Genomic DNA, 19537 nt, shown 5'->3' on the forward strand with positions numbered 1-19537 from the left:
GCCGCGGTGCCGGATCAGCCGGCCAGGGCTCGCTGCGCCCCTTCGAGGCGACTCGAGACGGTGCCGTCGATGACGTCGTCACCGATCGATACCTTGATGCCACCGACGACAGCCGGATCGACGACCACGTTGAGGTGGACCTCACGGCCGTACTTCCTCGCCAGTGCTCCCGCCAGACGGGTGGTCTCGGCCTCCGAGAGCGGGGCCGCAACGCGGATGACCGCGGTGCCCTCGCCTGCGACGGACGCCGCGACCTTCTGGTATTCACCGAGAGCGGCCGATGCGGTGCGGTAGGTGCCCGCCAGCGCCTGCTTCGTCAGGGTCACGGTCGCCGGAAGCGCCTTGCCCCCGAGCAGCGTGTCGACCAGCGCGGCCTTGTCCTCGGTCGTACGGGCCGGGTCGGAGAGCGCGTCGCGCAGCTCCGGCGTCTCCTGCACGGCCTGCTGGACCGCGAACAGCTCGTCGGCGAGGCGCGTGGCCTCGCCGCCGGCGCTGCGGACTGCGGCGATCTCGCTCAGTCGCTCGACCGCATCGCTCAGGTCACCGGCGTGCGTCCAGCGGTGCTTGACCGCCGACTCGAACACGCCGAGGCCCGTCGCGTCGACCTTCCCGCCGAACAGCTCACCGACGAGGCCGGTCTTGGCCTCCTGCGGCACCGATGCGTCGGTGACGAAGCGGCGCAGAGCTGCCTCGGCGCGGAGGGTCTGGGAGACCTCGAAGAGGGTGTCGGCCGCCTTCGCCGCCGCCTCAGGAGAGGCGGAGACAGCGGTCTTCAGCTCCTCGGTCAGGGCGGCAACGGCGTCGGCCGACGCTCCACGGAAGTCCATCAGTGAACCCCTGCCTCAAGGTCAGCGAGGAACCGCTCGACCACACGGCTGGAACGCTCGTCGTCGTCGAGGGACTCGCCGACGATACGACCGGCGAGACCGGTGGCCAGCGAGCCGACCTCGGTCTTCAGCGACGTAGCAGCCGCCTGGCGCTCGGCCTCGATCTGCGCCTTGCCGGCGGTGATGATGCGCTCCGCCTCGGACTGCGCCTCGAGGCGCATCTCGGCCTTGATCGCAGCGCCCTCCTCGCGAGCCTGCTCGCGGATGCGGGCAGCCTCGTGGCGAGCGTCGGCCAGCTGGGCCTCCAGCTGAGCGAGTTTGGCATCCGCCTCGGCCTGCTTGGCGTTGGCGTTCTCGATGCCGCCTTCGATCGCCGCGGTTCGATCGGCGTACGCCTTCTCGAAGTTCGGAACGATGAACTTCGCAACTCCCACGAAGAGGATGGCGATGACGATGAAACCGAGGATGATCTCCGGGACGTGCGGGACCAACGGGTTGATCTCGGTCTCCGCAGCGGTTACCTGGGTAAGGATCATGTCGGAACCTTCAGTAGTTCCCTACGTCAGCGAAGGACGAAGGCGAGAGCCAGGGAGATGATGAAGAACTGCTCACACAGAGCGAAGCCGAGGATGGCGATTGCCTGCAGGCGGCTCTGGGCCTCCGGCTGACGGGCGACACCAGCGACGTACGCGGCGAAGATCAGACCGACACCGACACCCGGGCCGATGGCGGAGAGGCCGAGGCCGATGATTCCGAGCTGTCCCTCCATGGGGATATTCCTTTCGGTTGCGACGCGATATGCGTCGGTTGTTGTGCGTCGTAGTGGTGGAGCTGTTGGTCCGAGCCTGAACGGATCAGTGCTCGTCCGCGACTGCACCGGCGATGTACATCGCCGAGAGCAGGGTGAAGACGTAGGCCTGCAGGAACATGATCAGCATGTCCAGGAAGGACACGAAGATGCCGAGCAGGAAGGCGAAGATGCCGGCGGTGATGCCCTGCCACGTCGGAACGTAGTTCAGGATCAGCCAGGCGCCACCGATGGAGAAGAGCGCCACCAGCAGGTGGCCGGCGAACATGGTCGCGAAGAGACGGATCGCCAGCGTGAACGGGCGCACGACGATGTTGGAGAGGAACTCCAGCGGGACCATCATGATCAGGATCGGGCCGCTCACGCCGCTGGGCACCGTCTGGAGCTTGAGGTAGCCGACGAAACCGTGCTTCGCGATGCCGACGGTGTTGTAGATCAGCCAGGTGATGATCGCCAGAGCCGCCGTGTAGCCGATGTGCGACATCGTGGGGAACTGGACGAACGGGATGATCCCGTAGAAGTTGTTGATGATGATGAAGACGAAGACCGTGAAGAGGTACGGCACGAACCTCATGTAGTCCTTCGACCCGATGATGTCGCGGGCGATGGAGTTGCGGACCATCCCGTAGACGTACTCACCGGCGAACTGCAGACGGCTCGGAACCACGGCGGCCTTGCGGGAGGCGGCGTAGAAGAAGCCGAAACCGATCACGACGGACAGCAGGACCAGGAGGCTCACCTTGGTCAGGGCCCAGTCGCCGGACCCGACGATCGGCGGAAGGAAGAAGTCCGCGGGCCCCGGGATATGAGGCCCCGACTCCGACGCCATAACGGTGGCGGCAAGCGACTTCACGCTGTCTCCTGTTTGTTCGAACTTACGATTCTGGGTGGCGAGCTTCAAAGGCTCGGGCATCATCCCGGCGGCCGCCCCCGACGGCCCGGACGATATCAGGCGCTACTGGCGGGTCACGAGTCTGCCCCGGGCAGGTCGAAGAGCGGGATCCGCTCGCGTCGCACCAGGAACGCGAACGTGGTCGTCCATGCGACTGTGAGCGCCATGACCGAGAAGGCTGCCGAACGTACGACAGCGTCTCCCCCGGTCTGCGAAACGACCAGCAGGACAACGAAGAGAACCATGCCTGACAGCGTGAAGACACCGACAGCGGCGGGCAACGACATCGCGGGCGACTTCGCCGCGATCCAGAACATCGCCCAAGAGCCGACCGCCAGCACGACAACGGTGGCGATCGATCCGATCGCAGCACCAGTCAGACCATCAGTCCCGGCAAGAACAAAGGCCACCGCGAGGGCCGCGAGCACAGCAACTGCGGACACTGCGGCAGAACCTCGCAGCACCTTGGACTTGCTGGTTGCGGTCGTCATCGTCGGCGGCCGTTCTCTCTGGGGGCATTTCACGCGTTCAGGAGCGTATCCCGAGCGCTCGTGAAAACTATCACAAGCGTCTTTGGGCGCCCTAATTGATCGATCAAGGCGTTCCTACCCGGGTTGGTTCTCCAGCGGGGTGATGTCCTCGGGGACCTCGAGGAGCTTGTCGGTGCGCTCGCCACGGATCTTGGGGAGGGCGAAGGTGAGGAGCACGATGAGGGCGGTGGCGACTATGACGCCGACGATGACGACGGGGCCGCGGTAGAGGGTCACGAAGACCGATCCGAAGGACATCAGGCCGGCCCAGAGCCACATGATCAGCACGGCACGGCGCTGGGAGTGGCCGATCTCCAGGAGGCGGTGGTGGAGGTGCTTCTTGTCCGCGGCGAAGGGTGACCGGCCGGCGCGGGTGCGGCGTACGACGGCCAGCACGAGGTCGACGAGAGGGACCACCAGGATCGTCAGGGGTAGCAGCAGGGGCAGGAAGGTGACCAGGAGCGCGGTGGAGGCGTCGAAGGCGTTCACGTTCAGACCGCCGGCGTTGTAGGAGCCCGAGAGGGTGACCGCGCTGGCGGCGAGGATCAGGCCGATCAGCATCGAGCCGCTGTCCCCCATGAACAGCCGGGCGGGATGCCAGTTGTGGATGAGGAAACCGACGCAGGCTCCGGCGAGGGCGACGGTCAGGAGAGCCGCGGTCGAGGCGCGGCCGATGTCGTTGATCCGGGTGAACTGGTAGCAGAACAGGAACAGCGCCAGCGCGCCGATACCGACGACACCCGCGGCCAGACCGTCGAGACCGTCGATGAAGTTGACGGCGTTGACCACGGTGATCACGACGAGCCCGGTGAGCAGAGCGCCCTGGGCGGGGTCGATCGAGAACTGGGTGCCATCGGGGAAGGTGATCAGGCTGTACTGCAGGTTGAAGCCCACCAGGATCGCGGTCGCCAGCACCTGACCGCCCAGCTTGGTGAGGGCATCGAGCTCGAAGATGTCGTCGACGACGCCGACGATGCAGATCAGCGCGCCGGCGAGGATCACGACGCCGGTGTCCTGGAGCACGAAGTCCGGAGCATCGGCCAGGAACGGCAGCTCACGGGCGACCAGATAGGCGGCCACCAGACCACCCAGCATCGCCACGCCGCCCATGTAGGGGATCGGAACGGCGTGTACGTCGCGGTCGCGGACCTTCGCGACGGCCCCCGTGCGCATCGCGAACTCGCGGGCGACGACGGTGAGCAGGTAGGTCACCACGGCGGCGACCAGGAAGAGGAGGACGTAGGCGCGCATCAGGCTTCTGTGTCGGCGTCCGTGGCGGGCAGGTCGGTCTCGGGCCCGTCGGTCTCGGGCATGTTGGCAGGGTCCGGATCGCCCGGCCGACGGATGGCGACGTCGTGATCGGCGAGGATCTCGTTGATCCGATCGATGCTGATCGCGCCCTCCCGGAGAACCTTCGGCTCGTCACCGGTGGCGGAGACGATCGTGGACGCCTCGCCGACCGGCGACTCGCCGCCGTCGATGATGGCCTTGACCATCTTGCCGAGCATCTCGTCGGCCTGGTCGGCGTTGGTGGCGGCAGGCTTCGTGGTGCGGTTGGCCGAGCTGGTCGCGAGCGGACCGACCCGGTCGATGATCCGGCGCAGGATGTCGGAGTCGGGGATGCGTACGGCCACTGTCTGGCGGGCCTCGCCCAGGTCCCACTGCAGCGACGGCTGCTGGTGGAACACGACCGTCAGCGCGCCGGGCCACAGCTCCTCGACGAGGCTGCGCGCCCAGTCGGGGATCCGTGTCGCGAGGGCGTCGAGGGTGGCGACGTTGGAGATCAGCACCGGCGGCGGCATCGAGCGGCCTCGGCCCTTGGCTGCGAGCAGACCGGCCACGGCGCCCTTGTCGAACGCGTCGGCGGCGATGCCGTAGACCGTGTCGGTCGGGACGATCACGAGCTCGCCGGCCTGAAGGGCCGCCGCAGCAGCATCGATCGCCTCGGTCTGCTCGTCCTCGGTCGCGATCGGGTAGCGCTCAGTCACAGTGCTCATGTTGCCAGTTGTGCGGTCGTGAAGCGCGGACGGCCTGCCAGATCGAGGTGATCGCGTACGTCCTGCCATCTTCCGGTGGCGGCGAAGACCGCCGGAGCGCCACCGTTCTGACCCTCCGGGCCCTGCTCGTCGGCGTGCTCGAACCCGACCACTCCCCCGGGCCTGAGCAGCTCGGCGGCCCGCCGTTCCAGGACGCGGATCGCGTCCAGCCCGTCCTGCCCGGAGAAGAGCGCGAGGTCGGGGTCGTGGTCGCGCGCCTCGGCGGCGACGGACTCCCAGGCTTCGAGCGGGATGTACGGCGGATTGCAGACGAGCACGTCGACACTGCCGTCCAGGTCGGTGAACTCGTCGGCCATGTCGCCCTGCCGGAGGTCCACCCCGGTGCCGGTCAGGTTGCGTACGGCCCAGGGGTAGGCGTCCTCGGAGAGCTCGACCGCGTGCACCTCGGCGCTCGGGACCTCGTCGGCGATGCTCTTCGCGATCGCTCCCGACCCCGTGCAGAGATCGACGACGACGGGCTGGTCGATGGTCGCGGCCCGGTCGATCGCCCAGCCGGCGAGCAGCTCGGTCTCGGGCCGCGGCACGAAGACGCCGGGACCGACGGCGAGCTCGATGTGCCGGAAGTACGCGACCCCGGTCAGGTGCTGCAACGGCTCGCGCTCCGCGCGGCGGGCGAGCAGGTCCGCGTAGGCCTTCTCCTGGTGCTCCGCCACGTCGTCGACGAGGAAGAGACGGTTGCGGTCGGTGTCGAGGACATGGGCCAACAAGATGGCCGCATCGGCGTCCGGGCTCTCGACTCCGGCCTCTGCGAGCTGCTTTCGGGCACTTGCCAGAAGTGTGCGCGGGGCGGTCATGGGCAACTGCTCCTGAATGTGTTAGTCATGCTTTACCCGGCTGAGGGTAACGTTCGGGCGCCTCAACGGTTCTTCCGGTCATATCGGGGGACGCGGGACTGGCCGCACACCTCGTCGGGCGCTGTGCTGCCCCACCATCACACCCGAGATCTCCCCCGGAAGGAAACATCACCCCATGAAGTGGCTTTTGCTGCTTGCACTCATCCTCGTCCTCGCCCTCCTGATCTGGTTCTTCTTCGGACGCCCGGTCCGCAAGGACGCCAAGGCCGCACATCGAGCCGATGAGGACCACCCGGCCGCCGAGGACACCGGCGCGCCCGTCGCCGCTGCCGCCGTCCCCGCCGAGGCGTCCGTGGCCGAGCCGGCTGACGAGACTCCTGCTACTGAGGCTGCGGTCGCGGAGGAGCCCAAGGCCGAAGAGCCCGCCGAGACTGCTGTCGAGGCCGAGGTCGCCGAGACCGCCACGGACGACGTGACCGAAGCGGACACCGCTGCGGTCGTCGCGGAGGCCGAGAGCGTCACCGCGGCCGCTGCCGCCGCTGACGCGACCGAGGCTCCGGAAGAGGATGTTCCCGTGGCGGCCGAGCCGGAGGCCTCCCCGGCCGCCGAGGCGCCCGCCGCGACCAAGGATGCTCCCTACCCCGGTGCGGTGCTGCCGGCTGCTGATGGAAGCAGCTCGGACGCTGCGTACGACATCAAGGGCAGCAGCGGGAAGAAGTACCACACGACGGCGAGCCCCTACTACGGCCGTACGAAGGCAGCCGTCTACTTCGACTCCGTGGAGTCGGCCGAGGCGGCCGGGTTCATCGGGGCGAGCAGCGACTTCTACGACCGCAGCAAGAAGGCCGACACCGCCGAGACCGACCAGCCGCTGCCGCCGGCGAGCAGCTACGGCGCCGGTAGCGCCGACCCGCTCGAGGACGGCTCCAGCCCGCACCCGGCGTACGTCGTGAAGGGCAACATCCGCAAGGACGGCGCGAAGCGCTACCACACCTCCGCGAGCACGGCCTTCAAGCGGACCCAGCCCGAGGTCTGGTTCGACAGCGAGGCCTCCGCCGAGGCCGCCGGTTTCGTCGTGGGCTTCAAGAAGAAGGCCAACGCCTGATCCGCACCGCCAAACACTCGAAGGTCGCAGTCACTCGGTGACTGCGACCTTCGAGTTTGTGAAGGGCCTCAGGAGTCGAGCGAGGCCAGGCGGGCCGCCAGGTCGGCGTCCACGGCGCTGCCGATCACTGGCTCCAGGTCGCCGTCGAGGACATGGTCGAGGTTGTAGGACTTGTAGCCGGTGCGGTGGTCGGAGATGCGGTTCTCCGGGAAGTTGTAGGTGCGGATGCGCTCGGAGCGGTCGACGGTGCGCACCTGGGAGCGGCGGGCGTCGGAGGCTTCCGCGTCGGCAGCGTCCTGGGCCGCCTGGAGCAGGCGCGAGCGGAGCACGCGCATGGCCTGCTCCTTGTTCTGCAGCTGCGACTTCTCGTTCTGCATCGAGACGACGATGCCGGTGGGGATGTGGGTGATCCGGACCGCCGAGTCGGTGGTGTTGACCGACTGGCCGCCGGGGCCCGAAGAGCGGTAGACGTCGATGCGGAGGTCGTTGTCGTTGATCTCGACATCGATCGGCTCGGCCTCGGGAACCACCAGGACACCGGCGGCAGAGGTGTGGACGCGGCCCTGCGACTCGGTCACAGGCACCCGCTGGACACGATGTACGCCGCCCTCGAACTTGAGCAGCGCATAGGGCGCCCGGCCGGGCTCGGAGGTCCCCTTCGCCTTCACCGCGACGGTGACCGACTTGTAGCCGCCGAGGTCGGACTCGTTGGCGTCGAGGAACTCGAGCTTCCAGCCCTGACGCTCGGCATAGCGGGTGTACATCCGCAGCAGGTCGCCGGCGAACAGTGCCGACTCCTCACCGCCCTCCCCCGACTTCACCTCGAGAATGGCGTCCTTGTCGTCGGTCGGGTCGCGGGGCACGAGCAGGCGACGCAGCCGCTCCTCGGCCTCGTCGCGCTGGGGAACCAGCGCGTCGGCCTCCTCGGCGAACGCGGGGTCCTCCCCCGCCAGCTCGCGGGCGGCCTCGATGTCGTCACCGAGTTGCTGCCAGGAGTGGTAGGCGTCGATGATCGAGCTCAACTCGGCGTACCGCTGGTTGAGCTTCTTCGCCAGGCGCGCGTCGGCGTGGGTCTCGGGCTCGGCAAGCCGCTTCTCGAGGCCCTCGTGCTCCTCGATCAGCCCTTCGACCGCTTCAAACTGTGACATCTCCGCCTCGCTTCTCGCTTGGAAGGAATACCCGGTTAACCGGGTATTCCTGCACTTCTCGGGCGTTGCAACACCCCGGAAGTGCAGGAATTGCCCGATAAGTTCGATGAAATGCGCCGCGCCGGCCCCCACGAACATGTGGGGGCCGGCGCGTTGAGAGCTACTTGTTGCGCTTGCCGAAGCGAGCCTCGAAGCGAGCCACGCGACCGCCGGTGTCGAGGATCTTCTGCTTGCCCGTGTAGAACGGGTGGCAGTTGGAGCACACGTCGGCGCGGATGGCGCCCTCGGCCACGGTGCTGCGGGTGGTGAACGAGTTTCCGCAGGTGCAGGTGACCTGGGTCTCGACGTAAGTCGGGTGGATGTCGGTCTTCATGAGGTTCCTCTCAAGACATTGGGTTCCGGGTCGCCACCGCAGGTTGCGGGACGTGAACCGGCACCGAGGATTCAGTGTATGTGAACGCCTGGGGCCGCCAATAATTCCCGGCGGCCCCAGGACGCACATCGCACTCCGCGCTTCGCGCGGTCACTCCCTCGCTCGGCGCGAGCGGACGAGCAAGCTCGCCGCTCGACCTCGCTACGGTCGTCTCAGCTCTTGGCGACCTCGTTGAGGAGCACCATGTTGGTGGCGGACCCGGTGACCTTGTCGACCAGGACCGAGGCGGCCTTGGCACCGTCGAGCGTGGCCAGCGAGGCGCGCAGCTTGCGGACCGCGTCGCCCTCGCCACCGGCGAAGAGCAGGTCGTCGCGGCGGGTGCCGGAGGCGTTGACGTCGACGGCGGGGAAGATCCCGGCCTCGGCGTACTCCTCGCTCAGGCGCAGCTCGGAGTTGGCGGTGTCCTTGAACGCATCGAAGATGATCTCGTCGGTCTTGGAACCGGTCTCGACCGCAGCCGTGGCCAGGATGGTCAGCGAGCCGCCGTCCTCGACGTTGCGGGCCGCACCGAAGAACCGCTTGGTCGGGTAGAGCGCCGCGGAGTCGACGCCGCCACCGAGGATCCGGCCCGACGCCGGGACGGAGAGGTTGTACGCCTTGCCCAGGCGGGTCAGGCCGTCGAGCAGGACGACCACGTCGTGGCCGAGCTCGACCAGGCGCTTGGCCCGCTCGATGGCCAGCTCGGCGACCACGGTGTGGTCGGCGGGCTGACGGTCGAAGGTGGAGGCGATGACCTCGCCCTTGACGCTGCGCTCGAAGTCGGTGACCTCCTCCGGGCGCTCGTCGACGAGGACCACCATCAGGTGGCACTCGGGGTTGTTGGCGGTGATCGCCCCGGCGATCGCCTGCAGGACGGTCGTCTTGCCCGCCTTCGACGGCGAGGCGATCAGGCCCCGCTGGCCCTTGCCGATCGGCGAGATCAGGTCGATGATCCGCCCGGTGACCGGGTCGGAGCCGCCCTCGAGGCGGAGCCGCTGGTCGGGGTGGACCGGGGCGAGCTTGTCGAACTCGACGCGGTGCCTGGCGACCTCGGGGTCGGCACCGTTGACCGAGTCGATGCGCACCATCGGGTTGTACTTCTCCTTGCGCTCGCCCTCGCGGGGCTGGCGCACCTGGCCGACGATCGCGTCGCCACGGCGCAGGCCGAGGCGCTTGACCAGCGACAGGGAGAGGTAGACGTCGTCCGGTCCGGGCAGGTAGCCCGAGGTGCGGACGAAGGCGTAGTTGTCGAGTACGTCCAGGATGCCCGCCGCAGGCACGAGCACGTCGTCCTCGAGGACGGTCGTGTCCGGCTCGCCGCGGCCCGGGCGGTTGCGGTCGCGGTCGCGGCCACGGCGGCGGCGGTTGCGGCGGCTGCCACCCTCGCCGTCGTCATCGCCCGCGTCGTCGGCCGAGTCGGCCGGCCGCTCCTTCTGGGCGTCCTCGTTCTTCTTCTCGGCGGCAGGCTGGCCGGCCTTGGCCGGACCCTTGCTCTGGCCACCACCGGCGGGCTGACCGGACTGACCGGACTGACCGGACTGACCGCCCTGGCCACCCTGACCGCCCTGGCCCTGGCCGCCGCTCTTGTTCTGGTTCTGGTTGCGCTGGCGACGCGGGCGCTGGGCGCCCTCGTTACCGGCGTCAGCAGCCTCGGCGGACTTCTCCGCGGGCTTCTCGGCCTTCTCGGCCGGCTTCTCTGCGATCTTCTCCGCAGGCTTCTCAGCGGCAGGCTTCTCGGCAACAGGCGTCTCGGCGGCGGCAGGCTTCTCGGCCCGCTCCGCCGGCGCCGACTGCGCCCGGCTGCTCTGTGCAGCCTTGATCGCGTCGATCAGCTGGGCCTTCTTCATCGAGTTCGCCCCGGTGATACCCATACCGTTCGCCATCGCCTTGAGATCGGCGAGGAGCATTCCGCCAAGGCCACCGCGCTTCTTCGGGGCTCCGTTCGGCTCCGGCGCAGTGGATTCCATGGTTTCAGTCACGTGAGTCCTTTCCCACGTATCGCCGATCGGCGTACGACGCCGACGGCTCGTTTGTCAGAACCCCTGACGCACCGATGCGCGCCAAACGAAGTGGCACGGCACGAAAGGGGGATAGCACTTCCGCGGGCCTGAACGGCCCAACGGATGTATCCCCAGGCTAACACGCATGGCACCCCTCACAGCAGGGGCCCGGAACGCGGGTCAGAGGATGCGTACGCCGTCCATGTCGACGCTCAGCGCATGACACGCCCAGCCCTCGGGACAGCGGGCGGCGAGCTTGGTGGTCTCGGCGGACTCGACCCCGCTGCTGAACGCCAGGACCGTGGGCCCGGCGCCGGAGACGATCGCAGCGACGCCGTCGGCGCGCAGCTCGTCGACCAGGGCGAGCGACTCCGGCATGGCGGGTCGGCGGTACTCCTGGTGCAGGAAGTCGCGGGTGGCGCGGTGCAGGTGTTCGGGCGCATCGCTCAAAGCCGCGACCAGCAGGGCCGTACGCCCCGCATCGGCCGCCGCGTCGGAGTGCGGGACGGTGTCGGGCAGCAGCCCGCGGGCGGCCTTGGTCTCGACGCCGGTCGCGGGGACGAAGACCACGACGCTGACCCTCGGGTCGACGGCGGTGCGGACAGCAAAGAAGCCGTCGTCGTCGCCCGCAATCGTGAAGCCGCCGTGGAATGCGGGAGCCACGTTGTCGGGGTGGCCCTCGATCTCGGCGGCCTTCTGGAACAGGGTGTCGTCGTCGAGGATCAGCTCGCCCCCGGCGACCAGGCCGCGAGCGAGCACGAGGCCGCCGATGATCGCGGCCGAGGACGAGCCCAGGCCACGCGCGTGCGGGATCCGGTTGCGGCAGTGCAGCTGCAGACCGGCCGGCTGCTTGCCGATGATCTCGAAGGCGGCCCGCATGGAGCGTACGACGAGGTGGGACTCGTCGAGCGGGACCGTGCCCTCACCCGCACCCTCGACGGTGACCTCCAACGTCCCGCCCGGCACGACCTCGCCGGTGAGCTCGTCACGCAGGTCGAGCGCCAGCCCCAGCGAGTCGTAGCCGGGGCCGAGGTTGGCGGAGGTGGCCGGGACGGTGACGGTCACCGGGCCTTCTACGAACGTCATCGGTGCTACACGAGCCCGGCTGCGGCCGCCGCGGCCTCGAGATCGGCGTCGATGATGGTCTCGGGCAGCTCACCGAAGAACTCCAGCGCGGTGGCGGTGTCCTTGAGGCCGTGGCCGGTGACGGTGATGACCGTGGTGGCTCCGGCGTAGGTCTCCCCCGCCTCGAGGTCGGCGAGGAGCCCGGCGACACCGGCCGCCGAGGCGGGCTCGACGAAGACGCCGTCGTTGCGGGCCAGCAGCGACTGGGCGGAGAGGATCTGCTCGTCGGAGAGCGCGCGGAAGCGGCCACCGGACTTGGCGGCCGCGGCCTCGGCGAGCTGCCACGAGGCCGGGTTGCCGATGCGGATCGCGGTCGCCTTGGTCTCGGGGTGCTCGACGGGGTGGCCGAGCACGAGCGGCGCGGCGCCCTCGGCCTGGAAGGCGCGCATGACCGGGGTCTTGGTGGCGTGGCCGGCCGCTGCGTACTGCTCGTAGCCGAGCCAGTAGGCGGAGAGGTTGCCGGCGTTGCCGATGGGCATGAGGTGGTAGTCGGGGGCGTCGCCCAGGCGGTCGACGACCTCGAAAGACGCCGTCTTCTGGCCCTCGAGACGGACCGGGTTGACGGAGTTGACCAGCGCGACCGGGTAGCTGTCGGCGAGGGCGCGGGAGAGCTTGAGGCAGTCGTCGAAGTTGCCGCGTACCTTGACCACCTCGGCACCGTGGACCAGCGCCTGGGCCATCTTGGCGGCACTGATCTTGCCGTTGGGGACGAGCACGACGGGCGTGATCCCGGCCTTGGCTGCGTACGCGGCCATCGAGGCCGACGTGTTGCCGGTCGAGGCGCAGACCACTGCCTTGGCGCCCTCGTGGACGGCGACGGAGATCGCCGCCGTCATACCGCGGTCCTTGAACGAGCCGGTCGGGTTCTGGCCCTCGACCTTCAGCCAGACCTCACCCTTGGTGGCACCGGAGAGCCACTCGGAGTGGACCAGCGGGGTGCCGCCCTCACCGAGCGTGACCGCCGGGGTGTCCTGGGGGATGTCGAGGAGGGTTCGATACTCCTCGATCACACCGCGCCATTGGCTAGTGGTCATCAAACTGCTCCTTCTACGCGCATCACCGAGGCGACGTCGCGGACGTACTCCATCTCGCGCAGGTGCTGCACGGTCGCCGCGAGCGCGGCATCGGGGGCCTCGTGGGAGACGACGACGAGCTGGGCGTCCTCTCCCCTGCCTTCTTGGCGTACGGCCTTGATCGAGACGCCGTGCTCGGAGAAGGCGGTCGCGACGGCGGCGAGCACGCCGGCCTTGTCGGCCACGTCGAGGCTGACGTGGTAGCGGGTGACGGTCTCGCCCATCGGGCGCACAGCGCGGTCGGCGTAGGCGGACTCGCCGAAGGCACGGGCGCCGAGGACCTTGTTGCGGGCGATCGTGACCAGGTCGCCCAGGACGGCGCTCGCGGTGGGATCCCCGCCCGCGCCCTGGCCGTAGAACATCAGGTCGCCGGCCGAGGCGGACTCGACGAAGACGGCGTTGTAGGCGCCGCGTACGGTCGCCAGCGCGTGGGTGCGCGGGATCATCACCGGGTGGACCCGGACCGAGACGTCGTCGTCCTCGAGCTCGGCGATCGCGAGCAGCTTGACGACGCTGCCCATGGCCTTGGCCGAGGCGACGTCGCCGGCGGTCACCTCGGTGATGCCCTCCCGATAGACGTCGCTGGCGGTCACCCGGGTGTGGAAGGCGAGGCTCGCCAGGATGGCGGCCTTGGCGGCGGCGTCGAAGCCCTCGACGTCGGCGGTCGGGTCGGCCTCGGCGTAGCCCAGCTCCTGGGCCTCGGCGAGAGCCTCCTCGAAGCCCGCACCGTAGGTGTCCATCTTGTCGAGGATGTAGTTGGTGGTGCCGTTGACGATGCCCATCACCTTGGTGACGTGGTCACCGACGAGCGAGTCGCGCAGGGGGCGCAGGATCGGGATCGCGCCGGCGACCGCGGCCTCGTAGTAGAGGTCGGTGCCGGCCTTCTCGGCGGCCTCGTAGAGCGTCGGGCCGTCCTCGGCGAGCAGCGCCTTGTTGGCGGTGACGACGCTGGCGCCGCTCTCCAGCGCCTCGAGAATGAGACCGCGGGCCGGCTCGATGCCGCCGATCACCTCGACCACGAGGTCGACGTCGTCGCGGGCGACCAGGCCCTGGGCGTCCGTGGTGAGCAGCTCCGCGGGCACCTCGACGTCGCGCGGGGCGTCGAGGCGGCGTACGGCCACGCCCCTGATCTCCAGCGGCGCACCCACTCTGGCGGCGAGATCCGCATCGCCCTCGAGCAGGAGCCGGACCACCTGGGACCCCACCACACCGCAGCCGAGGACGGCGACGCCCAAGGGATCGACGGCGTGCGCGGTCGTCTTGTTGCTGCTCACGCGCCAAGGGTATCCGGGACAGGCTCCGGGGTCCGACTTCCGCTCTAGGCGCGGACACCTCCGCCGGGTTTCGGCTCAGGTCAGCAGTACGACCTTGCCGGTGGTCTCCCGGGCCTCGAGCGCACGATGGGCGGCTGCCGCCTCGGCCAGCGGGAAGGCGGAGCCGACGTACGGCCTGCGGGTGCCGTCCGCGGCAGCCTCGAGCGAGGCCTGCTCGAACTCCTTGATCCGGCCCTGGACCCAGGGGCCGAGGATGTCGATGATCTTCGCGGCGCCTTCGTAGCCGTCCTGGTCGCCGGAGAATCTGACCATCCGCCCGTCCGGCTCGAGGTGGGCGTAGACCTGCCTGGGTACGTCACCGCCGAGCCCGTCGAGGAGGACCGTGATCCGGGGCTCCTCGGCGCGAAGCCGCTCGAGCCAGCCGTCCGTGCGGTAGTCGATCGCGGTCTGCGCGCCGAAGCCGCGGGCGATCTCGAGCTTGGCGTCCGAGCCCGCGAGCCCGACCGCGCGGGCGCCCGCGTTGCGGATGCCCTGGAGCAGGATCGCGCCCATGCCACCGGCGGCCGAGGTGACCACGACGACGTCGTCGGGCGTGATCTGGGCGGCCTCGAGCACCGCGGCCGAGGTGCGACCGGTGCCGATCGCGGCCACGGCCTCGGCCGACTTCAGCCCGTCGGGACGTCGGTAGAGCTGGGTCTCGGCGGCGACCGCGAGCTCGGCGTAGCCGCCGCTGCTTCCCGGGCCGAGATGCGCGACGACCCTCGCGCCCCGCCAGGTCTCGTCGACGCCCTCACCGAGCTCATCGACCACGCCGGCGACCTCGCGGCCGGGAGTCATCGGGAGCTCCGGTCGCGGCATCGTCGGCGGCAGGTCGCCTGCTCGGATCGAGGTGTCGAGACGGTGGATGCCCGCGGCCTCCACCCTGATGAGTACCTGGCCCGGACCTGGTGTCGGGTCGGGCACCTCCTCGAGTCGCAGGGCCTCCGGGCCGCCGAACTCGTGCTGTCTGATCGCTCGCATGAGTCGAGTCAACATGCTCAAGCTCACTTGAGGTCAAGGGCTTTCCCCAAGCCTTGGATCAGCTCAGCCGTCAGGCGAGCTCCGGGATCGGCCGCAGCACCGCGGCGACATCACGCGCCAGACGTACGCGACGGAGCAGCTCCTCCGCGTCCGGCTCCACGTCGGTGGTGACGGTGATGGCGTCGTTGCGGGCGACCACCCACAGCCGCTCGTCGACCACGTGGCTGGCGAACCGGGACAGCGAGCGTGCATGCTCCTCGTCGGCGGCGATGACGGCACCGTCGGGGGTGGTCACGTTGGTCTTGGCGCGGAACTCCGGCGGGAAGAAGATCGGCGTGGGCACCCGGCCGGTGCCGGTGTTGCCCGAACCCGGCGAGAGCCCGATCATCGCGGCCGTCTTCGGCAGGTGGGCGGGGACCCGCACCACCACCCAGCGCGCCGGACGCCAGGGCCCCTTCCCGGGGGACGCCTTGCCGTGCCAGTACTCGACCAGGATCCCGTCGCAGGTGCCGTCGACGACGAGGTCGCAGCGCTCGGCGCGTACGTCCGGCCCCAGCACCTCCCACCGCACCGGCCGCTGCGCGGCAGCCTTGCCGGTCACCACCGTCCAGCCGAAGGTCTGGGCCGCTCGGGACACGCTGTCCCGCCGCTCCTTCGTCAGCCGGGCGACAGACGCTCGCGGCACCTGGGACGGCGTCGCGAGCGGTCTCTCTGAGTAGACCCCCCTCGGCATGCGCCCCATCGTAGGCTCACGGACCCAGGGATTTCGGGAAGGCGAAACCGAATTTCGTACGCCACGCGGTTTGATGGGTGCGTGCTGTTCCCCAACGCCGACCTCGAGCGCATCCGCACCGGCGAGGTCGACCTCGCCTTCCGCCGCTGGAAACGTCCGATGCATGTCGCCGGCGGCAGCCAGCGCACCCGGATGGGCGTGGTCGAGTTCGTCTCCGTCTCGCCGGTGTCCTGCGACACGCTGACCGACGAGGACGCCCGCCGGGCCGGCACGACCCTGGACGACCTGCTCGCCTTCCTGTCCCGCAAGGACGGCGAGGTCTACCGGATCGAGATGCGCTATGCCGGCGAGGACGAGCGGGTCGCGCTGCGTACCAAGCGCCCGGGAAAGACCGAGACCGCCGCGCTCGTCGCGAAGCTGGCCGACATGGACCGGCGCAGCCGCCGCGGCCCGTGGACGCGGGAGCACCTGGAGCTCATCGAGGCTCGGCCCGGTGAGCTGGCCGAGACCATCGCGGCCTCGATCGGGCGGGAGAAGAAGCCGTTCAAGGCCGACATCCGCCGGCTCAAGGAGCTCGGTCTCACCGAGTCCCTCCCCGTCGGCTACCGCCTCTCACCGCGTGGGCGCGCGGTCCTCCGGGCCTTGCGGGCGTGAGCCCGATCAGCCGAGATCGGTCGCGAAGAGGTCGTCCTCGGTCTCGCGCCGGACGATCACGCGGGACTCACCGTCGCGGACCGCGACGACCGGCGGCCGCAGGGCGTGGTTGTAGTTGGAGGCCATCGAGCGGCCGTAGGCGCCGGTGCCGGGGACCGCGATCAGGTCGCCGGGAGCGATGTCGGCAGGCAGGAACTCGTGCTTGACCACGATGTCGCCGGCCTCGCAGTGCTTGCCGACGACGCGGCCGAGCACGGGCCCGGCGGACGAGGACCGGCCGGCGAGGGTGGCGGAGTAGTCGGCGTCGTAGAGAGCCGTGCGGATGTTGTCGCTCATCCCGCCGTCGACGCTCACATAGGTGCGGGTGACGCCGCCGTCGAGGGCGACCTCCTTGACCGTGCCGACCGTGTAGACGGTGCACATCGAGGGGCCCACGATGGCGCGGCCCGGCTCGATCGAGAGGTGCGGCACCGCGAGGCCGAAGCCACGGCACTCGTGCTCGACGATCGCGGTGAGCTCCTCGGCCAGGGCCTTGGGCGTCGAGGGGTCGTCCTGGGTGGTGTAGGCGATGCCGAAGCCACCACCGAGGTCCATCTCGGGAAGCTCGGTGCCGAGCTCGTCGCGGATCCGCGCCTGCAGCGCGAGCACCCGCCGGGTGGCGACCTCGAAGCCGGAGGAGTCGAAGATCTGGGAGCCGATGTGGGAGTGGAGCCCGCGCATCTCGACGTTCGGGGCCTCCAGCAGCCGGCGTACGGCCTCGAAGGCGTCGCCGGAGGAGATCGAGAAGCCGAACTTCTGGTCCTCGTGGGCGGTGGCGATGTATTCGTGGGTGTGGGCCTCGACGCCGGCGGTCACCCGTACCATCACCCGGGCGGTGATGCCGGTCTCGGCGGCGATCGCGGCGACCCGCTCGACCTCGTCGAAGGAGTCGACGATGATCCGTCCGACGCCCGCGACGATCGCCCGGCGCAGCTCCATCGGGGTCTTGTTGTTGCCGTGGTAGCCGATCTTCGCCGGGTCGACCTCGGCGCGCAGCGCGACCGAGAGCTCACCGTTGGAGCAGACGTCGAGGCAGAGCCCCTCCTGCGCCACCCAGCGCGCGACCTCGGTGCACAGGAACGCCTTGCCGGCGTAATAGACGTCATAGCCCGTGAAGGCGTCACGGAACGCGCGGGCGCGCTCGCGGAAGTCGGCCTCGTCCAGGACGTACGCAGGGGTGTTGATGTTCGCGACCAGGTCGGGCACCGCGACGCCCCCGACGGTGAGGACACCGTCGGTCTTCTCGGCCGTCGCCGACCACAGTGCCGGCACGAGCGCGTTGACGTCGTCGGGGGTCTTCAGCCATACCGGGGAGGTGCCGGTGAACGAACCCGGCGATGCGTGGGACGACATCACATACGCTCCGGGGCCGAGACGCCGAGCAGACCGAGGCCGTTGGCGAAGACAGTGCGGGCGGCGGAGACGAGTGCCAGCCGGGCCAGGTTGACGGGCGCGACCGGCTCGTCGCCCTTGGGCAGCATGCGGCAGTCGTCATCGTCGTACCAGCGGTGGAAGATCCCGGCGGTGTCCTCGAGGTAGCGGGCGACGCGGTGCGGCTCGCGCAGCTCGGCGGCGGTCGCGACCACGCGGGGCAGCTCGGCCAGCGCACGCAGCAGCTCGCCCTCGCGCTCGTGGGTGAGCAGCTCCGGCTCGAAGGTGTCGAGGTCGATCGCCATGCCCAGGTCGGCCGCGTTGGCCATCATCCGGCAGGTGCGCGCGTGGACGTACTGCACGTAGTAGACCGGGTTGGCGCTGTCGGCCTTGGCCCACAGGTCGAGGTCGATGTCGATGTTGGAGTCGCTGGAGTAGCGCGCCAGCGCGTAGCGGGCCGCGTCCACCCCGATCGCCTCGACGATGTCGTCGATGGTGACCACGGTGCCGGCACGCTTCGACATCCGCATCGGCTGGCCGTCCCTGAGGAGGTTGACCATCTGGCCGATCAGGATCTCGAGGTTCTCGTGGGGCGTGTCACCGAAGGCGGCGCACATCGCCATCATCCGGCCGACGTAGCCGTGGTGGTCGGCACCCAGCATGATGAAGCACCGGTCGAAGCCGCGCTCGCGCTTGTCGAGGTAGTAGGCGAGGTCGCCGGAGAAGTAGGCCCCGTTGCCGTCGGCCTTGATGACGACGCGGTCCTTGTCGTCACCGAACTTCTCGGTCGCCAGCCAGATCGCGCCGTCCTTCTCGTAGACGTTGCCGAGCTCGCGGAGCTTCTCGATGGCGCGCTCCACGGCTCCGGACTTGTGGAGGTTGTCCTCGTGGAAGTAGACGTCGAAGTCGACGTTGAAGTCGTGCAGGCTCTGCTTGATCTCGGCGAACATCAGCTCCACGCCGATCGACCGGAAGACCTCCTGCGGGTCGTCACTCTCGAGCGCGTTCGACTCCTTGGCGAGGACCTGCTTGGCGATCTCCTCGATGTACGCCCCGCCGTAGCCGTCCTCGGGCACCGGCTGGCCCTGGGCCCACGCCAGGAGCGAGCGCGCGAAGCGGTCGATCTGGCCGCCGTGGTCGTTGAAGTAGTACTCCCGGGTGACCTCGGCGCCGGACGCCTCCAGGACACGACCGAGCGCGTCCCCGACCGCGGCCCAGCGGACACCACCGAGGTGCAGCGGGCCGGTCGGGTTGGCGGAGACGAACTCCAGGTTGATGTTGTGGCCCTTGAAGGCCTCGTTGTTGCCGTACGCGGCCCCGGCGGCGACGATCTCGCCCGCCACCTTGCCCTGGGCACCGGCCTCGACGGAGATGTTCAGGAAGCCCGGACCGGCGATCTCGACGTCCGCGATCCCGTCGGTCGCCTTCAGCTTCTCGGCAACCTGCTCCCCCAGCGCCCGCGGGTTCATCCCCGCCTTCTTGGCCAGCTGCAGCGCCACGTTGGTGGCGTAGTCGCCGTGGCCCTTCTGCCGGGGTCGCTCCACCGTGACAGTGCTCGGAACGCCGTCAGGAAGAGAGATCGCACCCTCATCGACGAGCGCGGTGAGGACATCGACGACCGCGGTGGAAAGCTGCTCAGGAGTCACGAGGTCCAGCGTATAAGCGCCAGTCGGTT

20 protein-coding genes are annotated in these 19537 nt (G+C 69.4%); 2 read left to right on the forward strand and 18 right to left on the reverse strand.

Annotation, left to right across the window (positions count from 1 at the left end; translation table 11 throughout):
• Positions 1-14: 14 nt before the first annotated feature.
• The 8 genes from OG801_RS08165 to prmC all read right to left on the reverse strand — a co-directional run bounded on the left by OG801_RS08165 (position 15) and on the right by prmC (position 5908).
• A complete protein-coding gene (locus OG801_RS08165) occupies positions 15-827 on the reverse strand; it encodes a F0F1 ATP synthase subunit delta (protein WP_355019003.1) in 813 nt (270 codons plus the stop codon).
• On the reverse strand, positions 827-1363 hold the full coding sequence (locus tag OG801_RS08170; RefSeq protein WP_355019004.1) for a F0F1 ATP synthase subunit B: 537 nt from the start codon (positions 1361-1363) through the stop codon (positions 827-829). Before OG801_RS08170 ends, OG801_RS08165 begins: the two co-directional genes overlap by 1 nt.
• 26 nt (positions 1364-1389) lie before the next feature.
• Positions 1390-1596: an ATP synthase F0 subunit C gene (locus OG801_RS08175; protein ID WP_091047785.1), complete on the reverse strand. Its 207-nt coding sequence runs from the start codon at positions 1594-1596 to the stop codon at positions 1390-1392.
• A gap of 85 nt (positions 1597-1681) precedes the next feature.
• Positions 1682-2488 (reverse strand): F0F1 ATP synthase subunit A, encoded by an 807-nt coding sequence (gene atpB, locus OG801_RS08180; protein WP_355019005.1) that lies wholly within the window; start codon positions 2486-2488, stop codon positions 1682-1684.
• Between the two features lie 113 nt (positions 2489-2601).
• Complete coding sequence (locus OG801_RS08185; protein ID WP_355019006.1) at positions 2602-2970, reverse strand: hypothetical protein; 369 nt, start codon at positions 2968-2970, stop codon at positions 2602-2604.
• Positions 2971-3132: 162 nt separating this feature from the next.
• Positions 3133-4308, reverse strand: coding sequence for an MraY family glycosyltransferase (locus tag OG801_RS08190; protein ID WP_355019007.1), 1176 nt, complete (start codon positions 4306-4308; stop codon positions 3133-3135).
• On the reverse strand, positions 4308-5054 hold the full coding sequence (locus tag OG801_RS08195; RefSeq protein ID WP_355019008.1) for an L-threonylcarbamoyladenylate synthase: 747 nt from the start codon (positions 5052-5054) through the stop codon (positions 4308-4310). The genes OG801_RS08190 and OG801_RS08195 overlap by 1 nt, the downstream gene beginning before the upstream one ends.
• Positions 5051-5908: a peptide chain release factor N(5)-glutamine methyltransferase gene (prmC, locus tag OG801_RS08200; protein WP_406035105.1), complete on the reverse strand. Its 858-nt coding sequence runs from the start codon at positions 5906-5908 to the stop codon at positions 5051-5053. Before prmC ends, OG801_RS08195 begins: the two co-directional genes overlap by 4 nt.
• Positions 5909-6083: 175 nt before the next feature.
• On the opposite strand from prmC, the gene OG801_RS08205 reads away from it, so the two are divergent.
• Positions 6084-7013, forward strand: coding sequence for a hypothetical protein (locus tag OG801_RS08205; RefSeq protein ID WP_406035106.1), 930 nt, complete (start codon positions 6084-6086; stop codon positions 7011-7013).
• Positions 7014-7081: 68 nt separating this feature from the next.
• Here OG801_RS08205 and prfA read toward each other — a convergent pair whose 3' ends face one another.
• The 8 genes from prfA to OG801_RS08245 form a co-directional block, all read right to left on the reverse strand.
• Positions 7082-8161 (reverse strand): peptide chain release factor 1, encoded by a 1080-nt coding sequence (prfA, locus tag OG801_RS08210; RefSeq protein WP_406035108.1) that lies wholly within the window; start codon positions 8159-8161, stop codon positions 7082-7084.
• Between the two features lie 160 nt (positions 8162-8321).
• A complete protein-coding gene (gene rpmE / locus OG801_RS08215; RefSeq protein ID WP_350832694.1) occupies positions 8322-8534 on the reverse strand; it encodes a 50S ribosomal protein L31 in 213 nt (70 codons plus the stop codon).
• A gap of 212 nt (positions 8535-8746) precedes the next feature.
• Complete coding sequence (gene rho / locus OG801_RS08220) at positions 8747-10540, reverse strand: transcription termination factor Rho (protein ID WP_406035110.1); 1794 nt, start codon at positions 10538-10540, stop codon at positions 8747-8749.
• Positions 10541-10753: 213 nt separating this feature from the next.
• On the reverse strand, positions 10754-11659 hold the full coding sequence (thrB, locus tag OG801_RS08225; RefSeq protein ID WP_406035112.1) for a homoserine kinase: 906 nt from the start codon (positions 11657-11659) through the stop codon (positions 10754-10756).
• Positions 11660-11664: 5 nt separating this feature from the next.
• The gene (gene thrC / locus OG801_RS08230) at positions 11665-12732 is read right to left on the reverse strand and encodes a threonine synthase (RefSeq protein WP_406035114.1); all 1068 of its coding nucleotides are present in this window, start codon (positions 12730-12732) and stop codon (positions 11665-11667) included.
• Positions 12732-14045: a homoserine dehydrogenase gene (locus tag OG801_RS08235; protein ID WP_355019014.1), complete on the reverse strand. Its 1314-nt coding sequence runs from the start codon at positions 14043-14045 to the stop codon at positions 12732-12734. The genes thrC and OG801_RS08235 overlap by 1 nt, the downstream gene beginning before the upstream one ends.
• Positions 14046-14120: 75 nt before the next feature.
• Positions 14121-15065 carry an alcohol dehydrogenase catalytic domain-containing protein gene (locus tag OG801_RS08240; protein WP_406035117.1) on the reverse strand — a complete coding sequence of 315 codons (945 nt, stop codon included), beginning with the start codon at positions 15063-15065 and terminating at the stop codon, positions 14121-14123.
• 70 nt (positions 15066-15135) lie between these two features.
• Positions 15136-15798: a hypothetical protein gene (locus OG801_RS08245; protein WP_406035119.1), complete on the reverse strand. Its 663-nt coding sequence runs from the start codon at positions 15796-15798 to the stop codon at positions 15136-15138.
• Between the two features lie 81 nt (positions 15799-15879).
• Between OG801_RS08245 and OG801_RS08250 the strand changes: the two genes are divergently transcribed.
• Positions 15880-16452, forward strand: coding sequence for a hypothetical protein (locus OG801_RS08250; protein WP_406035121.1), 573 nt, complete (start codon positions 15880-15882; stop codon positions 16450-16452).
• 6 nt (positions 16453-16458) lie between these two features.
• Here the strand turns inward: OG801_RS08250 and lysA are convergent, their stop codons facing one another.
• Complete coding sequence (gene lysA / locus OG801_RS08255) at positions 16459-17844, reverse strand: diaminopimelate decarboxylase (protein WP_355019018.1); 1386 nt, start codon at positions 17842-17844, stop codon at positions 16459-16461.
• Complete coding sequence (gene argS, locus OG801_RS08260; protein WP_406035123.1) at positions 17844-19508, reverse strand: arginine--tRNA ligase; 1665 nt, start codon at positions 19506-19508, stop codon at positions 17844-17846. Before argS ends, lysA begins: the two co-directional genes overlap by 1 nt.
• Between the last annotated feature and the right edge of the window lie 29 nt (positions 19509-19537).

It is taken from the genome of Nocardioides sp. NBC_00163, from assembly GCF_045206295.1.
Classification (GTDB): domain Bacteria; phylum Actinomycetota; class Actinomycetes; order Propionibacteriales; family Nocardioidaceae; genus Nocardioides.

Excerpts from the sequence above, each read along its gene's own strand:
- OG801_RS08205 (WP_406035106.1), top strand. The coding sequence starts at position 6,084 with ATGAAGTGGCTTTTGCTGCTTGCACTCATCCTCGTCCTCGCCCTCCTG.
- OG801_RS08170 (WP_355019004.1), bottom strand. The coding sequence starts at position 1,363 with ATGATCCTTACCCAGGTAACCGCTGCGGAGACCGAGATCAACCCGTTG.
- prmC (WP_406035105.1), bottom strand. The coding sequence starts at position 5,908 with ATGACCGCCCCGCGCACACTTCTGGCAAGTGCCCGAAAGCAGCTCGCA.
- prfA (WP_406035108.1), bottom strand. The coding sequence starts at position 8,161 with ATGTCACAGTTTGAAGCGGTCGAAGGGCTGATCGAGGAGCACGAGGGC.
- OG801_RS08240 (WP_406035117.1), bottom strand. The coding sequence starts at position 15,065 with ATGCGAGCGATCAGACAGCACGAGTTCGGCGGCCCGGAGGCCCTGCGA.
- OG801_RS08245 (WP_406035119.1), bottom strand. The coding sequence starts at position 15,798 with ATGCCGAGGGGGGTCTACTCAGAGAGACCGCTCGCGACGCCGTCCCAG.
- OG801_RS08165 (WP_355019003.1), bottom strand. The coding sequence starts at position 827 with ATGGACTTCCGTGGAGCGTCGGCCGACGCCGTTGCCGCCCTGACCGAG.
- thrC (WP_406035114.1), bottom strand. The coding sequence starts at position 12,732 with ATGACCACTAGCCAATGGCGCGGTGTGATCGAGGAGTATCGAACCCTC.
- lysA (WP_355019018.1), bottom strand. The coding sequence starts at position 17,844 with ATGTCGTCCCACGCATCGCCGGGTTCGTTCACCGGCACCTCCCCGGTA.
- thrB (WP_406035112.1), bottom strand. The coding sequence starts at position 11,659 with ATGACGTTCGTAGAAGGCCCGGTGACCGTCACCGTCCCGGCCACCTCC.
- OG801_RS08190 (WP_355019007.1), bottom strand. The coding sequence starts at position 4,308 with ATGCGCGCCTACGTCCTCCTCTTCCTGGTCGCCGCCGTGGTGACCTAC.
- OG801_RS08175 (WP_091047785.1), bottom strand. The coding sequence starts at position 1,596 with ATGGAGGGACAGCTCGGAATCATCGGCCTCGGCCTCTCCGCCATCGGC.
- OG801_RS08195 (WP_355019008.1), bottom strand. The coding sequence starts at position 5,054 with ATGAGCACTGTGACTGAGCGCTACCCGATCGCGACCGAGGACGAGCAG.
- rpmE (WP_350832694.1), bottom strand. The coding sequence starts at position 8,534 with ATGAAGACCGACATCCACCCGACTTACGTCGAGACCCAGGTCACCTGC.
- rho (WP_406035110.1), bottom strand. The coding sequence starts at position 10,540 with ATGGAATCCACTGCGCCGGAGCCGAACGGAGCCCCGAAGAAGCGCGGT.